Consider the following 19,586-nt stretch of genomic DNA (forward strand, 5'->3'; position numbering starts at 1 on the left):
CGTCTCCCCTTCAGGCCCGGTCCAGGACGGCCGCGTGCGCGAAGTCGGGCTCCGCGTCGGCGGCGCGGTGCTCGGCCCCGGCACCGAGACGGTCCGAGTTCAGCAGCAGGTTCAGGACGATCGCGCCGATGGCGCCGAGGGTGATCCCGCTGTGCAGGATCGGCCCGGCCCAGTCCGGCGCCGTGGCGGCGAAGAGCTTCGGCGCCGCCATCGGGATGAGGCTCAGGCCGATGCTGACCGCGACGACGATCTGGTTGCGGCGGTCCCCGAGATCGGCGCCGCTCACGATCTTGAGCCCCGCCGCCGCGACCATGCCGAAGATGACGATGCCGGCGCCGCCGAGCACGGCCGGCGGGATCGACGCCACCGCGAAGGCGACCTTGGGCAGGAGGCTGACGCCCAGGATGATGAAGCCCGCCGCGACCGTGACGTAGCGGCTGCGCACCCGCGTCATGTTCACGAGGCCGACGTTCTGCGAGAACGAGGTGTGCGGGAAGGTGTTGAGGCAGCCCGCGATCAGCGTCGAGAGCGAGTCGGCCATCAGGCCGCGGGTCAGGGTCCGCTTGTCCACCGGGCGCCCGACGATTTCGCCCACCGCCAGGAACATGCCGGTCGACTCGACCAGCGTGACCATCATGACGATGCACATCGCCGCCACGGCCGTGAGGTGGAAGGTGGGCCAGCCGAAGTGGAACGGCGCGACGAGGGCGAGCAGCGGGCGCTCGGCCAGCCCGTCGAGGCGGAACAGGCCGAGCGGCCAGGCGAGGCACAGGCCCGCGACGAGGCCGATCAGCACGGCGACGTTGGCGGCGAAGCCGGTGGCGAAGCGGCTGACCACCAGGATCACCGCCAGGACGAAGGCCGCGACGCCGAGATGGACCGGTGCGCCGAAATCGGGGGCGCCGAAGCCGCCGCCCGCCCAGTTGATCCCGACCGGCAGCAGCGTGACGCCGATGATCAGGATGACCGTGCCGGTCACCAGCGGCGGGAAGAAGCTCGCGAGCCTGGAGAAGAACGGCCGGAGCAGCAGCCCGAACACCCCCGCCCCGATGGTCGCGCCGAAGATGCCCGGCAGGCCGATGGTCGGGTCCTGCGCCATCGCCACCATCGGGCCGACCGCCGCGAAGCTGACGCCCATGATGACCGGCAGGCGGATGCCGAAGATCCCCAGGCCAAGGGACTGGATCAGGATCGCGATGCCCGTCACCAGCAGGTCGCAGTTGATGAGGTAGGCGACCGTCTCGGTCGGCAGGTTCATCGCCGCGCCGAGGATGAGCGGCGGCGCCACCGCCCCCGCGCTCATCACGAGCACGTGCTGCATGCCGTAGGCGAGGAGCTTGGGAAGCGGCGGGATCGCGTCGACCGCGTCCACCTCGCGCGTTGTCCTGTCGTGAGACGTCATGGGCGTGTCCTCCGCCAGCCGGGACCTGTCGAGGCGTCGTCCCGCGATGGTGTCGTCAGGGACCCGGCAGCGGTGGCCGGACCTCTTCCGGGTCCGGGCCGCCAGGAGCGGGTGTGGGGCCAGTCGCAGGGCGGGCCGTGGCGGCACGCCCGGGGGCGGGGGAGCGGGCTCTCGGCGGCCGCTCCGGGGTCATGCGCTGCCGACTTGGCTGGCTCTCAAACCTTGCATGGCTGGCCGCGAATGCCATGCCGGGATTTCGGAAGCAGTTTGCGAAAAATCGCCAAGGCGGCCGGTGGCTGCTGCCGTATGCTGCGGCCCGCTGACGGCCCCGAGACGGTGCGCCCGGCACGGCGTTCCTGCCGCCAGAGGGCGGCATCTGGCCGTGAGGAGGCGGCGCGGCCCATCCGGCGCGGCCTCCAGGGCGCACCCGGAGAGACGCGATGACCTCCCTGCTGCTGACGAACGCCGATATCCTGGTGACGATGGATGCGCAGCGCCGGGAGATCCCCGGCGGCGCGGTCTACGTGGAGGACAACCGCATCGTCGCCGTCGGCCCCGCCGCCGAGGTGCCGCAGCGGGCCGATACCGTCCTCGACATGCGCGGCCACGCAGTGCTGCCGGGCCTCGTGAACACCCACCACCACATGTACCAGACGCTCACCCGCGCGGTGCCGGCCGCGCAGGACGCCGAGCTGTTCGGCTGGCTGAAGGCGCTCTACCCGATCTGGGCCCGGCTCACGCCGGAGATGATCCGCGTCTCGACGCAGACCGCGATGGCGGAGCTGATCCTCTCGGGCTGCACCACGTCGAGCGACCACCTCTACATCTACCCGAACGGCTGCCGGCTCGACGATTCCATCGAGGGCGCCGAGGAGATCGGCATGCGCTTCCACGCCGCCCGCGGCGCGATGAGCGTCGGGGAGAGCGCGGGCGGTCTGCCGCCGGACTCGGTGGTCGAGGACGAGGCGGCGATCCTCGCCGACACGCGCCGTCTGATCGAGCGCTGGCACGATCCGGAGCGCTTCGCCATGCGCCGGATCGTGGTGGCGCCCTGCTCACCGTTCTCGGTGAGCCGCGGCCTGATGCGCGACGCCGCCGAACTGGCCCGGCACTACGGCGTCTCGCTCCACACCCACCTCGCTGAGAACGACGACGACGTCCGCTACAGCCTGGAAAAATTCGGGATGACGCCGGCGGCGTACGCCGCCGACCTGGGCTGGACGGGCCCCGACGTGTGGCACGCCCACTGCGTCAAGCTCGACCGCGCCGGCATCGCGCTGTTCGGCCGGACCGGGACCGGGGTGGCGCACTGCCCGTGCTCCAACATGCGCCTGGCCTCGGGCATCGCGCCCATCCGGCAGATGCGGTGCGAGGGCGTTCCGGTCGGGCTCGGCGTCGACGGCTCGGCCTCCAACGACGGGTCGCACATGCTGGGCGAGGCGAGGCAGGCCATGCTGCTCGCCCGCGTCGGCTCCGGACCGGCGGCCATGACGGCCCGCGAGGCGCTGGAGATCGCGACGCTCGGCGGCGCGAAGGTGCTGAACCGGGACGATATCGGCGCGCTGGCCCCCGGCATGGCGGCCGACATCGTCGCCTTCGACCTGCGGGGTCTCGGCATGGCGGGGGCGCTGCACGACCCCGTCGCCGCCCTCACCTTCTGCGCGCCGCAGACGGTAGCCTGGAGCGTCATCAACGGGAAGATCGTGGTCCGCGAGGGCCGCCTGACCACCCTCGACACGAAGGCGCTGGCCGCCCGCCACAACGCCCTCGCGGCGGCCCTGGTGCGAGACGAGGCGTAGGCCGCGCCCCTCCCCCGCACAGGGACTCGCGGATCCAGACATCGGGTTCGGCAGCGCGACTTCACGATCGGGCGCGGGTCCCCACTAGCGCACGGGGGGGGCGTCGCGCTCCCGCATCAGCGTCGCGATCCGCTGGAGATATGATCATCGCCATCCGCAGAGCGGAGACAGAACCGGGCCCCTCACCCGTGGGCGGCGCCCGTCGAGCCGGTCAGAAACCCACCTCGGTCGCCAGCCCCTTCGCCAGAGCACGGTCGACGGCCACCGCGGCGACCGCGAGGTCCTGCAGTCCGACCCCGGTTCCGTCGAAGACCGTGATCTCGGCGTCCGACACGCGGCCCGGATGATCGCCGTTGATCACCGCGCCGATCTCCACGATGGAATCCGCGGCGAGGAGCCCCCGCGCGACGGCGTGCTGCGCCTCGCCGAGGCTGACCGACTGCGCGACCTCGTCGGTGAACACCGTCGCGGCGGCGAGCAGTTCGGCCTCCACCTCCTGCTTGCCGCGCGTGTCCGTCCCCATGCAGGCGACGTGCGTGCCCGGCCGGACCTGCGCGGCCTTCAGGATCGGCGCGAAGGAGGACGTGATCGTCACGACGACGTCGGCCTCGGCGCCGAGGCGGTCGAGGTCCACCACCTCGAACGGCACGCCGCGCTCCCGCGCCACCGCCTCCATCCGGCCGAACATGCCGGGATGCAGGTTCCACGCGAGGACCCGCTCGAACGGCCGCTGCGCCAGCGCCGCGCGCAGCTGGAACGCCGACTGGTGGCCCGCGCCGATCATGCCGAGCACGCGCGCGCCCTCGCGAGCGAGGTGCCGGATGGAGATGGCGCAGGCCGCGGCGGTGCGGAGCGCCGTGAGGAGGTTGCCCCCCACCACGGCCCGGCAGCGCCCGGTATCGGCGTCGAACAGGAACACCGTCGACTGGTGGTTGGTCAGGCCCTTCGCGGCGTTGCCGGGCCAGAAGCCGCCGGCCTTGAGCCCGAGCGCGAGGCTGTCCCGGTCGAAGCCGGACTTGAAGCCGTAGATCGCGTCGGCGTGGCCGATGGCTTCCCGGACGACCGGGAAGTTCCCGGCCCGCCGCCGCGCCATGGAGGCGAAGACCTGCTCGACGGCGCCGAAGCACTCCGCCTCGGTCAGCAGCCCGTCGATCGCGTGCTCGGGAACGATGATCATCGCGGATGTCTCCTCGGTTCGTGAGCCGTCGTATCGCCTCCGTCATCGCGGGCGGAGCTAGGCGCCCCAGGGCAGCGGGCCCTTTTCAGGCGCGGCGCGTCCCCGGATCGCCGCGCTGCGCCCGCAGCGACGGAGTGTGTGCAGCGCGAGTCAGTAGGCCTTGCCGCGGGCCGAGACCGGCCAGAGCGTCTCGACCCGGCCGTTGCGCACGCCGACGTACCAGTCGTGGACGTTGCAGGTCGGATCGCAGTGGCCGGGGACGAGGCGCAGACGGTCGTTGACCTTCAGCCTGCCTTCGGGATCCTCGATCACCCCGTGCTCGTCCGAGCACTTGATGTACGTCACGTCGTCGCGGCCGAAGACGAAGGGCAGGCCGGAATCGACCGACTGGACCTTCAGGCCCGCGTCGCAGATCGCCTTGTCGGCCTTGGCGTGGCTCATCACGCTGGTGAGGATGAACAGGGCGTTCTGCCACTCGCCCGCGTCGATGCGGTTGCCGTCCCGGTCGCGGATGCGCCCGTAATCGGCGTCCATGAACGCGTAGCTGCCGCATTGCAGCTCGTTGTAGACGCCGGATCCGGCCTCGAAATAGTAGCTGCCGGTGCCGCCGCCGCTGACGAGTTCCGGCTCGAGTCCCACCCGGTTCAGCGCCGCGACGGCGTCGCGCACCTGGGCGATGGCCGCGTCGAGCTTGGCGCGCCGTTCCTCGTAGCCGTCGATGTGCTGCATGGCGCCCTGGTAGGCCTGGAGCCCCGCGAAGCGCAGGTTCGGCGCGGCTTGGACGGCCTGGGCGATCGCCACCACCTCGGGCGTCGTCCGCACGCCGCAGCGGCCGGCGCCGCAATCGATCTCGACGAAGCAGTCGAGCTGCGTGCCGTGCCTCTGCGCCGCCGCCGAGAGTTCGGCGACGTTCGCCACGTCGTCGAGGCAGACGATGATGCGGGCGCCGTGGCGCGGCAGCCGCGCCAGCCGATCGATCTTGCCCGGGTCGCGCACCTGGTTCGAGACGAGGATGTCGGTGATGCCCGCGCGGGCGAAGACCTCCGCCTCCGAGACCTTCTGGCAGCAGACGCCGCAGGCGCCGCCGAGGCTCTGCTGGAGCTTCAGGATGTCCACGGACTTGTGCATCTTGCCGTGGGCGCGGTGGCGCATCCCGTGCGCCCTGGCGTAGTCGCCCATCTTGCGGATGTTGCTTTCCAGCGCGTCGAGATCGAGGATCAGGCAGGGCGTCTGGATCTCGTCCTCGCGCATGCCGGGCAGCGCCGGGACGTCGAAGCCGACTTCGAGATCGGCCGTCCGGGCGTTCATGAGCCGGGCGTTCAGCTGCATTGTAAGCCTCCCATTATTGCCAGGGCAGCGCGTCGAGGTCGACGTTCCCGCCCGTGATGATCACGCCCACCCGCTTGTTCGCGAAGACGGGGCGGTTCTTGAGCACCGCCGCCAGGGCGACGGCGCTCGACGGCTCCGTGACGATCTTCAGCCGCTTCCAGATCAGCTGCATCGCCGCGACGATCTCGGCCTCGGAGACCGTGAGGATGTCGGCGACGTGGTGGCGGACGAAGTGCCACGTGAGGTCCTTCAGCGGCACCTTCAGCCCGTCGGCGACCGTCACCGGCGCGTCGTCCGCGATGATCCGCCCGGCCTTCAGGCTGCGATGGGCGTCGTCCGCCTGCTCGGGCTCGGCCGCGTAGACGGCGATGTGCGGGGCGAGCCCGGCCAGGGTCAGGCAGGTGCCCGACACCATGCCGCCGCCGCCGATCGGGGCGATCACCGCGTCGAGATCGGGGACCTGCGCGATCAGCTCGCGGGCGCAGGTCGCCTGCCCGGCGATGACCCGGGGATCGTTGTAGGGGTGCACGAACTCCGCGCCGGTCTCGGCGACGACCTCGGCGAAGACGGCCTCGCGGGAGGAGGTGGACGGCTCGCACTCCACCACCCGGCCGCCGTAGCCGCGCACGGCGTCCTTCTTCGCCTGGGGCGCGGTGCGCGGCATCACCACCGTGCAGGGGATGCCGCGCCGGCCCGCCGCGTAGGACAGGCAGGTGCCGTGGTTGCCCGACGAGTGGGTCGCCACGCCCCGGGCGGCCTGCGCGTCCGTGAGGCTGAAGACGGCGTTGGAGGCACCCCGCGCCTTGAAGGCGCCGGCCTTCTGCAGGTTCTCGCACTTGAAGAACAGCTGCGCGCAGGCCGCCTCGTCGAGGAGCCGCGAGGTCAGGACCGGTGTCTCGTGGATGTGCGGCCGGATGCGCGCGTGGGCAGCCAGAACGTCGTCGAGGGTGGGCGTGATCAGGGCGCTTTCCATGGCGCTCCCCCTCAGGCGGCCGCGCGCAGGCCGGCGGCCGGGGCGCGGCGGTACACCGCCTGCGCGGCCGCGACCCCCGATCCCAGCTCGATGCGCAGGCCGAGATCAGCCATCGCCATCTCGGCCGCGGCGATCCCCGACAGCGCCATCACGTCCGTCAGGCTGCCGAGATGGCCGATGCGGAAGACCTTCCCGGCCACTTCGCCGAGCCCCACCCCGAAAGCGACGTCGTAGTGGCGCGCCGCGTGGGTGACGATCCGCGTGGCGTCGAAGCCCTCCGGGGCGCAGATCGCGCTCACCGTGTCCGAGTAGAGGTCCGGGCGCGCGGCGCACAGCTCCAGGCCCCAGGCGGCGACGGCGGCGCGGATGCCGTCGGCGATGCGGCGGTGCCGGGCGAAGACGTTGTCGAGCCCCTCGGCCAGGAGCAGTTCCGTCGACAGCTTCAGGCCGTTCAGGAGGCCGACCGCCGGCGTGTAGGGGTAGGCGCCGTTCGGGTAGCCCTTCGCCATGTCGCGGACGTCGAAATAGGTCCGCGGCAGCGTGGCCGTCGCGGTGGCGGCCATGGCCCTCGGCGAGAAGGCCACGATGGCGAGGCCCGCGGGCAGCATGAAGCCCTTCTGCGAGCCGGTGACGGCGACATCGACGCCCCACTCATCCATGCGGAAATCCATGGAGGCGATCGAGCTGACGCCGTCGACCAGCAGCAGGGCCGGGTGGCCGCTGGCATCGAGGGCGCGCCGCACGGCGGCGACGTCCGAGCGGACGCCGGTCGCCGTCTCGTTGTGCGTGACGAGCACGGCCCGGATGCGGTGCGCCGTGTCGGCCGCGAGGGCCTCGGCGAAGCGGTCCGCCGGAAGACCCTCCCCCCAGGGGGCCTCGATCACCCGGACATCGAGGCCGTGGCGGCGGGTCATGTCGATCCAGCGATGGCTGAACATGCCGTGGCGGGCGGCCAGCACAGCGTCGCCGGCGCTGAGCGTGTTGGAGAGCGCGGTCTCCCACCCGCCGGTCGCCGTCGACGGGAAGACGAACACTTCGGCGTCCTGGCTCTTCAGCACCGTCTTCACGCCGGCGAGCGCCGGGTGGAGGATCTGCGCGAACAGCGGCGAGCGATGATCCAGCGTCGGCATGTCGGCCGCGCGACGAAGCACTTCCGGCATATTGGTCGGGCCGGGAATGAAGACGGGATTCTGTGCGAACATCGGCGGCGCTCTCCTCCAATACGCGGACGATAGCACCGCCCCCGCCACATTGATATTTTTTTGAAAAACTTTTTCATTAAAGCGTCGGCCGTGAAAACGCACGTCGCGGCAGAGGCTTATCTTTTTCCGTTGAGAGAAAAAATTTTCCACTCTACGGAAGGCGGGGACCGGGAGGGGCGAGGACGCCATGGATACGGGAAACCGGCGGCGCGGGCGGCCGAAAGGGTTCGGCGGCGCCAAGCCCACGGCGACCATCCAGGCGCTCGACCGCGCCCTCGATGTCCTCGACGTTCTGGCGGGCGGCGACGGGCTGACGCTCTCCGAACTGGCCGGGAGGCTCGAGCAATCCGTCGCGACCATGCACCGGGTCCTCGCGACGCTCGAGCGCCGCGGACTCGTCGAGATCAGCGCCGACAAGCAGGAGTGGCACGTCGGTGCGGAGGCCTACCGGCTCGGATCGGCCTTCCTGCGCCGCCACAACGTCGTCGAGCGGAGCCGGTCGATGATGTGGACGCTGATGCAGGAGACCGGCGAGACCTCCAATCTCGGTGTCGAGAAGGACGGCAACGTCCTGTTCGTCAGCCAGGTGGAGACCCACGAGACGATCCGCGCCTTCTTCCCGCCGGGATCCCTGTCGCCGCTGCACGCGTCGGGCATCGGGAAGGCGCTGCTGAGCACCTACGCGCCGGCCCGGACCGAGCGCCTGTTCCGGGGGAGGACCTTCGCGCGCTTCACCGACAAGACCATCGGCTCGCTGGACCAGCTGCGCGACGACGTCGAGGCGACCCGACGCCGGGGTTACGCGATCGACGACGAGGAGCGGAGCATCGGGATGCGCTGCGTCGCCGCCCCGATCCTCAACGTCCACGGTGAGGCCATCGCGGGGATCTCGGTGTCGGGGCCGACGCACCGGCTGTCCGACGAGAAGCTGCGCGCGATCGGCGAGCGGGTGCGGAGAGGCGCCGCCGCGGTCTCGCGCGCCCTCGGCGCGCCCGCCGCGACGACCGAGGCGCCGGACGAGCCCGGCCGGGACTGACCAGTGGGGCTCCGGCGCGGAGCGCCCTAGCGGCCGCGATGCGGGCGGCGCGGATCGGCGATTCCGACCGTCGGCGGGCGTCTGCCGCCGGCGTCGAGAATACCGGCGCGCCCGTCCGGCGCCGTGCGCGGATCCGCGACCGCCGCGCGGCCCTGGAGGCCCCCGGGAGCCGTGACGGCCGGGATGCCGGCGGGGGCCGTGAAGCTCTGCGCCAGGGCGGGCCCGGACAGGCCGATCCCGATCAGGGCGCCGATCAGTAGACGAGAGGTCATGGCGGCGGTCCAGCTCAGATCTGTCGCCGGGATCAGCCCGGCCGCGTTCCTCGAGATGTGGGATCGGCCACCCCGCGGTCCAACACGCGGCCCGACCCGCCAGCCAGACACCCGTGCGCCCGCGCACGGCACCGAACAGCCCGGTGCCGCCCCCGGCCGCGCGACGCGCGTACAGGGCCCCGTAACCGGGGTGGACGAAATTCCGGAACGGGAAAGCCGAGCTTCGAGTTGAGGGGCCGCTGAATCGGGGGCCAACCGTGAGACCGTCTCTCCTCGCAACGCTCGGGCTGCTGCTCGTCGCCTGCCCGCACCCGTCCAGGGCGCAGGATGTCCGCGATCCTCAACGTGTCCAGAGCGTCCAGCAAGACGTGCAGGACGTCCGGGGCCTGCCCGCCGCCACCGTCGAGCCGGGCGAGCCCCGCCCGGGACCGCCCCCGCCGCTCCCGGACATCTCCGACCCGAACGGCCGGGCCGGCGAGGCCCTGAACGAGCCGGGCGAGCGCTCCGGCATCCCGAAGGCCCTGCGCTCCTCCGGGTCGAAGGCGGGCGGGCCGGCCAACGACCTCAACCCGAGCGGCCGGGCCGAGGCGCCGGCACCGCCGAAGGGCGACCTGGGCCGGGTCATCGCCGGCAAGGAGCTGTTCCACGGCAATTACTGCGGCACGGGGCAGCGCGGCGAGGGGCTGCCGCCGACCGACGCCCTCGATGCGGCGTGCATGCGCCACGACGCCTGCTACGACACGGCGGGGTACCGCTCGTGCGCCTGCGACGCGGCGCTGAAGCGCGAGGCCTCCGCCGTCTCGGACAGCCCGAACGCGGCGCTGGAGGTGCGGCGCCGGGCGCTGAGCGTGATCGAGGCCGCGACCGCGATGGCGTGCCGCGCGCCCTGAGAGCCGCGCGTGGCCGGCGGCCGTCGCGGGGGCTGCCGCGGCGCGCGAATCCGCCCCGGTGACGCCACCATGGGCTTGCATCCCGGCGCATGCCTGCTTTGACGGGCCGCTGTCGAAGTCCGGTCTCGCCCTTTGCCCCACCTCTCCTCATCGCAGGGTCCTGATGCGAGCGCGGCCCGCCGGGGGGCGGGCGCGGCGCGGTGGATCGCGCCCGCGATCCTGGCCGCCGGCCTGCTCGCGACCGGGGTCAGCACCGCCCTCACGTGGCAGGCGGCGGCGCTGCGCGAGCGCCTGACCTTCGAGCACGCCACCGAGATCGAGCTGCGCACCGTCGAGGACCAGTTCCGCACCTACACGGCCCTCCTGCGCGGCGCCGCCGGCCTGTTCGCCGCCGAGGACGACACCGTCACGCTGGCCCAGTTCCGGGCCTACGTGCAGCGGATCGAGCTGCAGCGCCTCTATCCCGGCTTCCTCGGCATCGGCTTCACGCCGACCCTGCCCGCCTCGGCGCGGGAGACCTTCGCCGCGCGCGCCGAGGCGCTGGGCGTCGAGAAGTTCCGGGTGCGGCCGCCCACCGACAACCCGATGATCAGCCCGGTCCTGTTCGCCGAGCCGCCGAACCCGCGCAACCTCGCCGCCATCGGCTACGACGTGATGTCCGACCCGGTGCGGCGCGACATGGTCGAGCGCGCCCGGGACACCGGCCGGCCGGCCGCCTCGGCGCGGATCCAGCTCGTGCAGGAGATCGACGCGAACAAGCAGGCGGGCTTCCTCGTGGCCATGCCGGTCTATGCCGGCGGCGCCGTGCCGCCCGACCTCGAAGACCGGCGCCGGCGCTTCCTGGGCTTCGTGTTCGGCGCCTTCCGGGCCGACGACCTGTTCAACAGCATCGTGGCGGCCGAGGCCGAGGAGGACGCGGCCTTCGCCATCTACGACGGCGCGCCGAGCGAGGCGAACCTGCTGCACCGGTCCGCGCGGGTCCCCGCCGCCGGGGCGGGGCGCCTGACCCGCGAGGCGCATCTCGAGCTCGGCGGCCGCACCTGGACCGTCGCGTTCGCGCAGCGCGTCTCGCCCCGGCGCGGCTCGGCGCTGCCGGAGATCTGGCTCGTCTGCGGCGGGGGCCTGTTCGCCACCGCGCTGCTGGCCCTCGCGGCCTACCGGCAGCGCCGCACGCAGGACGAGATCCGCCAGCTCAACGCGTCGCTGGAGGCCCGCGTCGAGGAGCGGACGCGCGATCTCCGGGCGGCGGCCGACCGTCTGCGGCAGGCCGGGGAGGAGCGGGCGCGCATGGAGGAGGCGCTGCGCCAGTCGCAGAAGATGGAGGCGGTGGGCCAGCTCACCGGCGGGCTGGCGCACGACTTCAACAACCTGCTGGCGGGCATCTCGGGCTCGCTGGAGCTCATCGAGGCCCGCATCGCCCAGGGCCGGTCGAAGGATGTCGGCAAGTACATCGCCGCCGCCCAGGGGGCCGCCCGGCGGGCCGCGGCCCTGACCCACCGCCTGCTCGCGTTCTCGCGCCGCCAGACGCTGGCGCCCAAGGCCATCGACGCCGACCGGCTCGTCCGCGGGATGCTCGACCTGATCCAGCGCACGGTCGGGCCGAGCGTCGAGGTGCGGCACGTCGGGGCGGACGGGCTCTGGACCGTCCTGGCGGACCCGTCCCAGCTGGAGAACGCGCTCCTGAACCTCTGCATCAACGCGCGGGACGCGATGCCGGAGGGCGGCCGGATCACCATCGAGACGGACAATTGCTGGATCGACCGGCAGCGGGCCGAGGCGCAGGACATGCCGGAGGGGCCGTACCTGTCGCTGTGCGTGTCAGATACCGGCACCGGCATGCCGCCGGCGGTCGTCGCCCGGGCGTTCGATCCGTTCTTCACCACCAAGCCGATGGGCGAGGGCACCGGCCTCGGCCTGTCGATGATCTACGGCTTCGCCAAGCAGTCGGGCGGACAGGTCCGGATCAACTCGACGGTCGGCCAGGGCACGAATGTGTGCATCTACCTGCCGCGGCATTTCGGCGAGGCGGACGCGGACGGGCCCGACCCGGGCAGAGGCCGGATGGCGCCGGCCGAGGCGGGCGAGACCGTGCTGATCGTGGACGACGAGCCGACGGTGCGCATGCTGGTGACGGACGTGCTGAGCGACCTCGGCTACACGGCGATCGAGGCGGCGGACGGCGCCGGCGGGCTCAGCGTGCTGCAGTCGGGCGCGCGGATCGACCTACTCGTCACGGATGTCGGTCTGCCCGGCGGCATGAACGGGCGCCAGATGGCGGACGCCGCGCGCGTCGGCCGACCGGACCTGAAGGTGCTGTTCATCACCGGCTTCGCCGAGTCGGCGCTGCCGGGCGACGGGCGTCTCGAGTCCGGCATGGCTGTGCTGACCAAGCCGTTCGCCGTGGAGGCCCTGGCCGCCCGCATCCGCGAGATGATCGCGCGCGGAACCTGACCGGCCCTGGCGGCGGCCCGCGGGCGCTCCCGCCCTGCGCCGGATCGGCGCAGGGCGCCCTCCGGCGGCACGGCCGCGGCCATCGCCGCCCTGCCATTCGTTGAGATCGCGGCCCCGGAGGCCTATGCAGGGGCATCATGGAACTGCAAGCGACCGCCGACCGCCCCCTGGCGCCCCCCGTCCGCACGCCGTCGCCGCGCGGGCCTGCGGCGCCGTTCCTGCCGATGAGCCGCGCCGAGATGGCGGCCCTCGGGTGGGAGTCCTGCGACATCGTGCTGGTGACGGGTGACGCCTACGTGGACCACCCGAGCTTCGGCATGGCCATCATCGGCCGGCTGCTCGAGTCGCAGGGCTTCCGGGTCGGCATCATCGCGCAGCCCGACTGGCACTCGGCGGAGCCGTTCAAGGCGCTCGGCAAGCCGAACCTGTTCTTCGGCGTCACCGGCGGCAACCTCGATTCGATGGTGAACCGCTACACGGCGGACCGGCGGCTGCGCCACGACGACGCCTACACGGCCGGCGGCGAGGGCGGAAGGCGCCCGGACCGCTGCACCATCGTCTACACGCAGCGCTGCCGCGAGGCCTTCAAGGACGTGCCGGTCGTGCTCGGCGGCATCGAGGCGTCGCTGCGGCGCATCGCGCACTACGATTACTGGTCCGACAAGGTGCGCCGCTCGATCCTGGCGGACGCCAAGGCGGACCTGCTGATCTACGGCAACGCCGAGCGCGCCGTGGTCGAGGTGGCGAACCGCCTCGCGGCCGGCGAGGCGCCGCACCAGCTCGACGCGATCCGGGGCGTCGCCCTGTTCCGCCGCGTGCCCACCCACTACACCGAGCTGCCCGCCGACGACCTCGACTCGACGGACGAGGCCGCGACCCGCCGGCCGGGCGAGACCGTGATCCGGCTGCCCGCCTACGAGCAGGTCAAGGACGACAAGGAGGCCTACGCCCGCGCCTCGCGCGTCCTGCACCGGGAGGCCAATCCCGGCAACGCGCGCCCCCTCGTCCAGCGCCACGGCGACCGCGACCTGTGGCTCAACCCGCCCCCGATCCCGCTGACCAGCGACGAGATGGACGCGGTCTACGACCTCCCCTACGCCCGCGCGCCCCACCCGTCCTACGGCGACGCGAAGATCCCCGCCTGGGACATGATCAAGTTCTCGGTGACGATCATGCGCGGCTGCTTCGGCGGCTGCACCTTCTGCTCGATCACCGAGCACGAGGGCCGCGTCATCCAGAACCGCTCGGAGGGCTCGATCCTGCGCGAGATCGAGCGGATCCGCGACAAGACCCCGGGCTTCACGGGCGTGATCTCGGATGTCGGGGGCCCGACCGCCAACATGTACCGGATGGCCTGCAAGGACCCGAAGATCGAGGCGGCGTGCCGGCTGCCCTCCTGCGTCTTCCCGGACGTCTGCCCGAACCTGAACACGTCGCACGACGACCTGATCCGGCTCTACCGCAAGGTCCGCGAGGTGAAGGGCGTCAAGAAGGTGATGGTCGCCTCGGGCGTGCGCTACGATCTCGCGGTGAAGAGCCCCGAATACATCAAGGAGCTCGTCACCCACCACGTCGGCGGCCGCCTGAAGATCGCGCCCGAGCACACCGAGCGCGGCCCCCTCGACAAGATGATGAAGCCGGGGATCGGCACCTACGACCGCTTCAAGGAGATGTTCGACGCCGCCGCCAAGGAGGCGGGGAAGAAGTACTACCTGATCCCGTACTTCATCGCGGCGCATCCGGGCACGACCGACGAGGACATGATGCACCTCGCGCTCTGGCTCAAGAAGAACAACTACCGCGCCGACCAGGTCCAGACGTTCCTGCCCTCGCCGATGGCGACCGCCACGGCGATGTACCACACCGAGATCAACCCCCTGCGGGGCGTGCGCCGCGGCGGCAGCGAGCCGGTCGAGGCGATCAAGGGGCTGCGCCAGCGACGGCTGCACAAGGCGTTCCTGCGCTACCACGACCCCGAGAACTGGCCGCTGCTGCGCGAGGCCCTGCGGGAGATGGGCCGCGCCGATCTCATCGGGCCGCGGCCGGACCAGCTCGTGCCGTTCTCGCAGCCGCCGGGAACCGGGGCCGGCGCGGGCCGCTCGGGCGGCCAGCCGCGACCCGTGTACCGTCCGGGCGGTCAGCGCTTCACCACGAAGGGCGTGCCGCTGCGCAAGTGACGGGTCCGGCGCGTCGGGTCATGGTGAGCGCCGAACCGGCCCCGACCCGCGCTGGCCGGCGCCCCTGAGCGCGGCCCGGTGCGATCCCGGGCTGGTCCGCCCGTTCGAGGAGGCCGTCGCGCCCGCGCGAGGGGCGCCTCAGCCCGCCTTGGCCGGCAGGGTGAAGAGGTCGATGAAGGACCGCGCCAGGTCGACCGCCCCCGCGACGGCGAGCGTGCCGCCGGCGCCGTCCCGGTCCAGGGGCGCCTTGCCGTAGATCGTGCGGCGCAGCGCCAGCGTGTCGCCGGTGAAGGCGAGGTCGGGCGCCTCCGCGACGCCCCGGCGCACGCGGATCTCGCCGCCGGCGACCGTCGCGACGAAATCCTCGCCGGGGAAGTGGAACGCGACCGTCGCCGACAGCGCCGCCGCGCGCCCGCGATCGACCAGGGCCTGGAGCGACATCATGGCCGAGGCCGCCGACATGAACAGGCTCGGGTCGTGCCGCGGCGAGCGGGCGGCCCAGCGGCCCAGGTCGCGCATCAGGGGCGCGGCGTCGCGGCCCCAGTCGGTGAGATCGTAGACCTGCACGTTGGCCGGCGACGGCAGCCGGTAGCGCAGGACGATGCCCGCAGCCTCCAGGCTCTCGAGCCGCTGCGTCAGCACGTTCGCGCTGATCCCCGGCAGGTTCGCCCGGATCTCGCCGAAGCGGCGCGGGCCGTAGACCAGTTCGCGCATGATCAGCAGCGACCAGCGCTCGCCGATGAACTCCAGCGCGAGGGCCGTGCCGCAGGCGTCGTCGTAGACGCGCTCGCGCGGCCCGGACGCCGAAACAGTTGCTTTTTCTGACTTCATGGTTGCTTTGTGTAACCGAGAGTGCGAGCCTGGGCAAAGCGGGGCCGGAGGGGGCGCCGCGGAGCGGCCGTAGCGCCGATTGTCACGGAGGAGCGCCCGATGCCACCCGCCGAGGGGACACCCATCTGGTTCGAGCTGAACGGAACCGACCCGGACGCCGCACAGGCCTTCTACGAGGCGGTCGCGGGCTGGCGCGTCGCGCCGTCGCCGATGCCCGAGCACGGCGGCTACCGGATCGCGGAGGCCGACGGGGTGCCCGTGGCCGGGATCCGCCGGTCGATGCCCGAGGCGCCCGGCCTTCCCGGCTGGGCGATCTACCTCGCGACGCGGGACGTCGACGCCGTGGCGGCCCGCGCGGTCGAACTCGGTGGCGCGGTCCCGTTCGGACCCGTCGACATCCCCCATGTCGGCCGCTTCGCCATGGTGAGCGACCCGCAGGGCGTGATCTTCGCCGTGATGGATCCGGCCAATCCCGGCGCGAGCCGGGCCTTCGGGCCGGTGCCCCTCGGCACGGAGCGGACCCGCGGCCACGGCGTCTGGATCGAGCTCGCCACTCCCGATCCCGCGGCGGCCCTCGCCTTCTACGGCGCGCTCTTCGGCTGGGAGAAGCTCGGGGCCATGCCGATGGGCGACATGGGCGAGTACGCCTTCATCGGGCGGGGCGACCTGCGCCCCGGCGCGGTGATGTCGAGCGCGGCCACCGGCGCGCCGGCCCGGTGGAACTGGTACGTCCACGTGGCCGACATCGACGGCGCGCTCGCGACTGTCCGGGATCTGGGCGGCACGGTCCTCCAGGGGCCGGACCCGATCCCCGGTGGCAGCTACGCGGCCAACATCGCCGATCCCGCGGGCAACCGGCTCGGCCTCGCCGGCCCGCGGCACGCGTCGTGAGGAAGGCGGCGATGGCGAGCGACACGCTGACGACCTGCCTGTGGTTCGACCACGGCGAAGCCCGCAGGGCCGCGGAATTCTACGCCGCGACCTTCCCCGACAGCCATGTCGGCGCCCCCATGAACGCCCCATCGGATTTCCCCGGCGGGTCCGCGGGCGACGAACTCACGGTCGCGTTCACGGTGCTCGGCCGGCCGTTCATCGGCCTGAACGGCGGCCCCGCCTTCCGGGCCAATCAGGCGGTCAGCTTCATGGTGCTGACCGAGGATCAGGCGGAGACCGACCGGTACTGGGACGCCATCGTGGGCCACGGCGGTGCGGAGAGCCAGTGCGGCTGGTGCACGGACCGTTGGGGCTTCTCCTGGCAGATCACCCCGCGCGCGCTCCTGCGCGCCAACAGCCACCCCGACAGGGAAGCGGCCCGGCGCGCGTTCGAGGCCATGATGACCATGCGCCGGATCGACATCGCCCGGATCGAGGCCGCCATCCGCGGAGACTCGGCCCATGCGTGAGATCACCGGCTCCCTCTTCCAGTCCCTCGACGGGGTGATCCAGGCGCCGGGCGGACCGGAGGAGGATCAGACCGGCTTCGCGCACGGCGGCTGGACCTTCCCGTATTTCGACGCATCCCTCGCCGCGCCGATGGGCAAGCTGCTCGGAGGCGCTTACGAGCTGCTTCTCGGTCGACGGACCTACGAGATCTTCGCCGCCTACTGGCCGCACAACGCCGATCAGCCCATCGGCGCGACCTTCAACGCGATCCGCAAGCATGTCGTGACCGCGTCCGACGGGGCGCTCGGCTGGAACAACAGCTTCCGGCTCGCTGGCGATCCTGTCGCGGCGATCTCCCGCATCAAGGAGAGCGACGGGCCCGACCTCCTCATCCAGGGCAGCAGCATGCTCTACCCGGCGCTGCTCCCGGCGGGCCTCATCGACCGGATGGTCCTGATCACCTTCCCGGTCATGCTCGGTCGCGGCAAGCGCTGGTACGCGGACGACCCGTCGGCGGCCCGCACCTGGACGCTGGTCGAGCAGACCCACTCGCCGAAGGGTGTCCACGTCGCGATGCTCGCGCGGGACGGGGCGGTTCGGACCGGCAGTTTCGCCACCAAACCCCCGAGCGCGGACGAGCGCGCGCTCCGCCAGCGCCAGGCGGCGGGTCGCTGGTAGGCAGGCGCCCAGCAGGCCGCCGAGTGAGATCCGGAGGCTCACCGTTCGGCCGGACCAAGATCCGGCGGACCCTGACCACGCATGATCGGAACCGGGTCCCGGCCCTACTTCCTGTCGCCGGGCAGGACCGAGCTCAGCACCTGCCGGGCGGTGTCGGCGAGCAGGTGACGCTCCTTGGGGTCGCCCTTGCCGAGCATCGACATGAAGTTCTTCACCTGGTCCAGCGTGAAGAAGGGCGGCAGCGGCGGCACCTCGGGATCCGTCTTGACCTCCAGCACCACCGGCACCGGGCTCGCCAGCGCCTCGTCCCAGGCCGGGCCGACCCGGGCGGGATCGTCCACGTAGATGCCTTTCAGGCCGATCAGTTCGGCGAACTTGTGATAGGGCACGTTCGGGATGGTCTGGCTCGCCTCGAACTTCGGGTTGCCCTCCATCACCCGCTGTTCCCAGGTGACCTGATTCAGGTCCTCGTTGTTGAACACGCAGCAGATCCAGGTCTTGTTGGACCAGCGGTGCCTGTACTTCGCCACCGTGATCAGCTCGGCCATGTTGTTCATCTGCATGGCGCCGTCGCCGACCAGCGCGATCACCGGCCGGTCAGGATGGGCGACCTTGGCGGCGATGGCGTAGGGCACCGCCGCGCCCATGGAGGCGAGGCCGCCCGAGAGCGAGCACATCTGGCCGCGACGCATCTTCAGGTCGCGGGCGTACCAGTTGGCGCAGGAGCCGGAATCCGACGTGACGATCACCCGCTCGGGCAGGCGCGGCGAGAGCTCCCAGGTGACGCGCTGCGGGTTCACCGGGTCGGCCTTGGCCATGGCCCGATCCTCGGCCTCCTTCCACCAGGAGGCGACGCCCTTCTCGATGCCGGCGCGCCAAGCGCCGCCTTCCTTCTTCTGCTCCAGGAGCGGCAGCAGGGCGGTGAGGGTCTCGGCCGACTCGCCGCAGAGCGGCACCTCCATCGGATAGCGCAGCGACAGCATCTCAGGGGCAATGTCGATCTGCACGCCGCGGGCCTGCCCCTCCTCGGGCAGGAACTCGGCCCAGGGGAAGCCCGAGCCGATCATCAGCAGCGTGTCGCATTCGGCCATCATGTCGGAGGAGGGCTTGGAGCCGAGGAGCCCGATCGTGCCGGTGACGAAGGGCAGGTCGTCCGGCAGCGCCGCCTTGCCGAGCAGCGCCTTGGCGACGCCGGCCTGGAGCTTGTTGGCCACCGCGATCACCTCGTCGGTGGCGTGCAGCGCGCCCGCGCCCACGAGGATCGCGACCTTCTTGCCGGCATTGAGCACGTCGGCGGCCCGGCGCAGATCGGCGTCGAAGGGCACGACCCGCGGCATCGTGTAGCCGACGCCCGAGAAGGTGTTGCCGTGCTTGCGCACCGGCGCCTCGTAGGGGACGTCCTGCAGGTCGTTGGGCAGGATGATCGCCGCGACCTTCCGCTCGGCCTTGGCGATGCGCATGGCGCGGTCGACGATGTGGCGGACCGAGGCCGGGCTCGCCGCCTGCTGCACGTAGGCGGCGACGTCCTTGTAGACGCTCGTGAGGTCGAGCTCCTGCTGGTAATGCGCCCCGTTGACGTTGCGCGCCTGCTGGCCGGCGATGGCGAGCAGGGGGACGTGGTCCGAATAGGCGTCGTACATGCCGGTGAGCAGGTGCGTCGCGCCGGGGCCGGACGTGGCGAGACACACGCCGACCTCGCCGGTGAACTTGGCGTAGGCGGTGGCCATGAACGCCGCCATCTCCTCGTGGCGGACCTGGATGAACTCGAAGGGCAGGTCGTTGCGCTGGAGCGCGCCGAGGAGCCCGTTGATCCCGTCCCCGGGGTAGCCGAAGATCGTCTTGACGCCCCATTCGGCGAGGCGCTTCCAGAAGAAGTCGGCGACGGCGTCGGCCATGGGGGTGCTCCTCGATCCCGCGCGGCCGCGCGTCCCTGCGGAGGGGCGCGCGCCTCGGTACCTGCGCCGGGATTCCTGACTCGGCGCGCTG

General features: G+C 72.1%; 16 protein-coding genes. 8 read left to right on the forward strand and 8 right to left on the reverse strand.

Annotated elements, in window-relative coordinates; genetic code table 11:
- Positions 1–10: 10 nt before the first annotated feature.
- A complete protein-coding gene (locus ME121_RS13060) occupies positions 11–1,402 on the reverse strand; it encodes a nucleobase:cation symporter-2 family protein (protein WP_059408964.1) in 1,392 nt (463 codons plus the stop codon).
- A gap of 440 nt (positions 1,403–1,842) precedes the next feature.
- On the opposite strand from ME121_RS13060, the gene ME121_RS13065 reads away from it, so the two are divergent.
- Complete coding sequence (locus tag ME121_RS13065; RefSeq protein WP_059408965.1) at positions 1,843–3,201, forward strand: 8-oxoguanine deaminase; 1,359 nt, start codon at positions 1,843–1,845, stop codon at positions 3,199–3,201.
- A gap of 211 nt (positions 3,202–3,412) precedes the next feature.
- Here ME121_RS13065 and bhcD read toward each other — a convergent pair whose 3' ends face one another.
- The 4 genes from bhcD to bhcA form a co-directional block, all read right to left on the reverse strand.
- Entirely contained in the window at positions 3,413–4,378 is a 966-nt protein-coding gene (gene bhcD, locus ME121_RS13070; RefSeq protein ID WP_059408966.1) for an iminosuccinate reductase BhcD, read from the reverse strand.
- 150 nt (positions 4,379–4,528) lie between these two features.
- Positions 4,529–5,686, reverse strand: a complete 1,158-nt coding sequence (bhcC, locus tag ME121_RS13075) for a 3-hydroxy-D-aspartate aldolase BhcC (RefSeq protein WP_059408982.1) — start codon at positions 5,684–5,686, stop codon at positions 4,529–4,531.
- 34 nt (positions 5,687–5,720) lie between these two features.
- The gene (gene bhcB / locus ME121_RS13080) at positions 5,721–6,680 is read right to left on the reverse strand and encodes a beta-hydroxyaspartate dehydratase BhcB (RefSeq protein WP_029357832.1); all 960 of its coding nucleotides are present in this window, start codon (positions 6,678–6,680) and stop codon (positions 5,721–5,723) included.
- An 11-nt stretch (positions 6,681–6,691) separates the two neighbouring features.
- Positions 6,692–7,882 carry an L-aspartate--glyoxylate aminotransferase BhcA gene (gene bhcA / locus ME121_RS13085; RefSeq protein ID WP_012329920.1) on the reverse strand — a complete coding sequence of 397 codons (1,191 nt, stop codon included), beginning with the start codon at positions 7,880–7,882 and terminating at the stop codon, positions 6,692–6,694.
- Between the two features lie 187 nt (positions 7,883–8,069).
- On the opposite strand from bhcA, the gene bhcR reads away from it, so the two are divergent.
- Positions 8,070–8,918, forward strand: a complete 849-nt coding sequence (bhcR, locus tag ME121_RS13090) for an HTH-type transcriptional regulator BhcR (RefSeq protein WP_012329921.1) — start codon at positions 8,070–8,072, stop codon at positions 8,916–8,918.
- 26 nt (positions 8,919–8,944) lie between these two features.
- Here bhcR and ME121_RS13095 read toward each other — a convergent pair whose 3' ends face one another.
- The gene (locus ME121_RS13095; protein ID WP_059408967.1) at positions 8,945–9,190 is read right to left on the reverse strand and encodes a hypothetical protein; all 246 of its coding nucleotides are present in this window, start codon (positions 9,188–9,190) and stop codon (positions 8,945–8,947) included.
- A gap of 257 nt (positions 9,191–9,447) precedes the next feature.
- Here ME121_RS13095 and ME121_RS13100 point away from each other — a divergent pair, with 257 nt between their 5' ends.
- The 3 genes from ME121_RS13100 (at position 9,448) to ME121_RS13110 (ending at position 14,708) form a co-directional block, all read left to right on the forward strand.
- Complete coding sequence (locus ME121_RS13100; RefSeq protein ID WP_012329923.1) at positions 9,448–10,080, forward strand: phospholipase A2 family protein; 633 nt, start codon at positions 9,448–9,450, stop codon at positions 10,078–10,080.
- A gap of 132 nt (positions 10,081–10,212) precedes the next feature.
- Complete coding sequence (locus ME121_RS13105; RefSeq protein ID WP_029357828.1) at positions 10,213–12,531, forward strand: CHASE domain-containing protein; 2,319 nt, start codon at positions 10,213–10,215, stop codon at positions 12,529–12,531.
- A gap of 137 nt (positions 12,532–12,668) precedes the next feature.
- Positions 12,669–14,708: a YgiQ family radical SAM protein gene (locus tag ME121_RS13110; protein ID WP_053621545.1), complete on the forward strand. Its 2,040-nt coding sequence runs from the start codon at positions 12,669–12,671 to the stop codon at positions 14,706–14,708.
- Between the two features lie 138 nt (positions 14,709–14,846).
- Here ME121_RS13110 and ME121_RS13115 read toward each other — a convergent pair whose 3' ends face one another.
- Positions 14,847–15,539, reverse strand: a complete 693-nt coding sequence (locus ME121_RS13115) for a winged helix-turn-helix transcriptional regulator (protein WP_059408968.1) — start codon at positions 15,537–15,539, stop codon at positions 14,847–14,849.
- 99 nt (positions 15,540–15,638) lie between these two features.
- Between ME121_RS13115 and ME121_RS13120 the strand changes: the two genes are divergently transcribed.
- From ME121_RS13120 to ME121_RS13130, 3 genes are read left to right on the forward strand one after another with little or no spacing between them, the layout of a single operon-like run.
- Positions 15,639–16,430, forward strand: coding sequence for a VOC family protein (locus ME121_RS13120; RefSeq protein ID WP_012329927.1), 792 nt, complete (start codon positions 15,639–15,641; stop codon positions 16,428–16,430).
- An 11-nt stretch (positions 16,431–16,441) separates the two neighbouring features.
- A complete protein-coding gene (locus ME121_RS13125; RefSeq protein ID WP_029357825.1) occupies positions 16,442–16,942 on the forward strand; it encodes a VOC family protein in 501 nt (166 codons plus the stop codon).
- Complete coding sequence (locus ME121_RS13130; RefSeq protein WP_059408969.1) at positions 16,935–17,600, forward strand: dihydrofolate reductase family protein; 666 nt, start codon at positions 16,935–16,937, stop codon at positions 17,598–17,600. Before ME121_RS13125 ends, ME121_RS13130 begins: the two co-directional genes overlap by 8 nt.
- 104 nt (positions 17,601–17,704) lie before the next feature.
- Here ME121_RS13130 and ME121_RS13135 read toward each other — a convergent pair whose 3' ends face one another.
- Positions 17,705–19,495: a thiamine pyrophosphate-requiring protein gene (locus ME121_RS13135; RefSeq protein WP_012329930.1), complete on the reverse strand. Its 1,791-nt coding sequence runs from the start codon at positions 19,493–19,495 to the stop codon at positions 17,705–17,707.
- Positions 19,496–19,586 lie beyond the last annotated feature (91 nt).

The sequence above is a fragment of the Methylobacterium sp. ME121 genome, assembly GCF_000974725.1.
In the GTDB taxonomy this organism is placed as follows: domain Bacteria; phylum Pseudomonadota; class Alphaproteobacteria; order Rhizobiales; family Beijerinckiaceae; genus Methylobacterium; species Methylobacterium radiotolerans.

What these genes read in the sequence shown, in the direction of transcription:
- ME121_RS13135 (WP_012329930.1), bottom strand. Translation starts at nt 19,495, where the DNA reads ATGGCCGACGCCGTCGCCGACTTCTTCTGGAAGCGCCTCGCCGAATGG.
- ME121_RS13125 (WP_029357825.1), top strand. Translation starts at nt 16,442, where the DNA reads ATGGCGAGCGACACGCTGACGACCTGCCTGTGGTTCGACCACGGCGAA.
- bhcA (WP_012329920.1), bottom strand. Translation starts at nt 7,882, where the DNA reads ATGTTCGCACAGAATCCCGTCTTCATTCCCGGCCCGACCAATATGCCG.
- bhcB (WP_029357832.1), bottom strand. Translation starts at nt 6,680, where the DNA reads ATGGAAAGCGCCCTGATCACGCCCACCCTCGACGACGTTCTGGCTGCC.
- ME121_RS13130 (WP_059408969.1), top strand. Translation starts at nt 16,935, where the DNA reads ATGCGTGAGATCACCGGCTCCCTCTTCCAGTCCCTCGACGGGGTGATC.
- bhcR (WP_012329921.1), top strand. Translation starts at nt 8,070, where the DNA reads ATGGATACGGGAAACCGGCGGCGCGGGCGGCCGAAAGGGTTCGGCGGC.
- bhcD (WP_059408966.1), bottom strand. Translation starts at nt 4,378, where the DNA reads ATGATCATCGTTCCCGAGCACGCGATCGACGGGCTGCTGACCGAGGCG.
- ME121_RS13115 (WP_059408968.1), bottom strand. Translation starts at nt 15,539, where the DNA reads ATGAAGTCAGAAAAAGCAACTGTTTCGGCGTCCGGGCCGCGCGAGCGC.
- ME121_RS13060 (WP_059408964.1), bottom strand. Translation starts at nt 1,402, where the DNA reads ATGACGTCTCACGACAGGACAACGCGCGAGGTGGACGCGGTCGACGCG.
- ME121_RS13065 (WP_059408965.1), top strand. Translation starts at nt 1,843, where the DNA reads ATGACCTCCCTGCTGCTGACGAACGCCGATATCCTGGTGACGATGGAT.
- ME121_RS13095 (WP_059408967.1), bottom strand. Translation starts at nt 9,190, where the DNA reads ATGACCTCTCGTCTACTGATCGGCGCCCTGATCGGGATCGGCCTGTCC.
- ME121_RS13110 (WP_053621545.1), top strand. Translation starts at nt 12,669, where the DNA reads ATGGAACTGCAAGCGACCGCCGACCGCCCCCTGGCGCCCCCCGTCCGC.
- ME121_RS13120 (WP_012329927.1), top strand. Translation starts at nt 15,639, where the DNA reads ATGCCACCCGCCGAGGGGACACCCATCTGGTTCGAGCTGAACGGAACC.
- bhcC (WP_059408982.1), bottom strand. Translation starts at nt 5,686, where the DNA reads ATGAACGCCCGGACGGCCGATCTCGAAGTCGGCTTCGACGTCCCGGCG.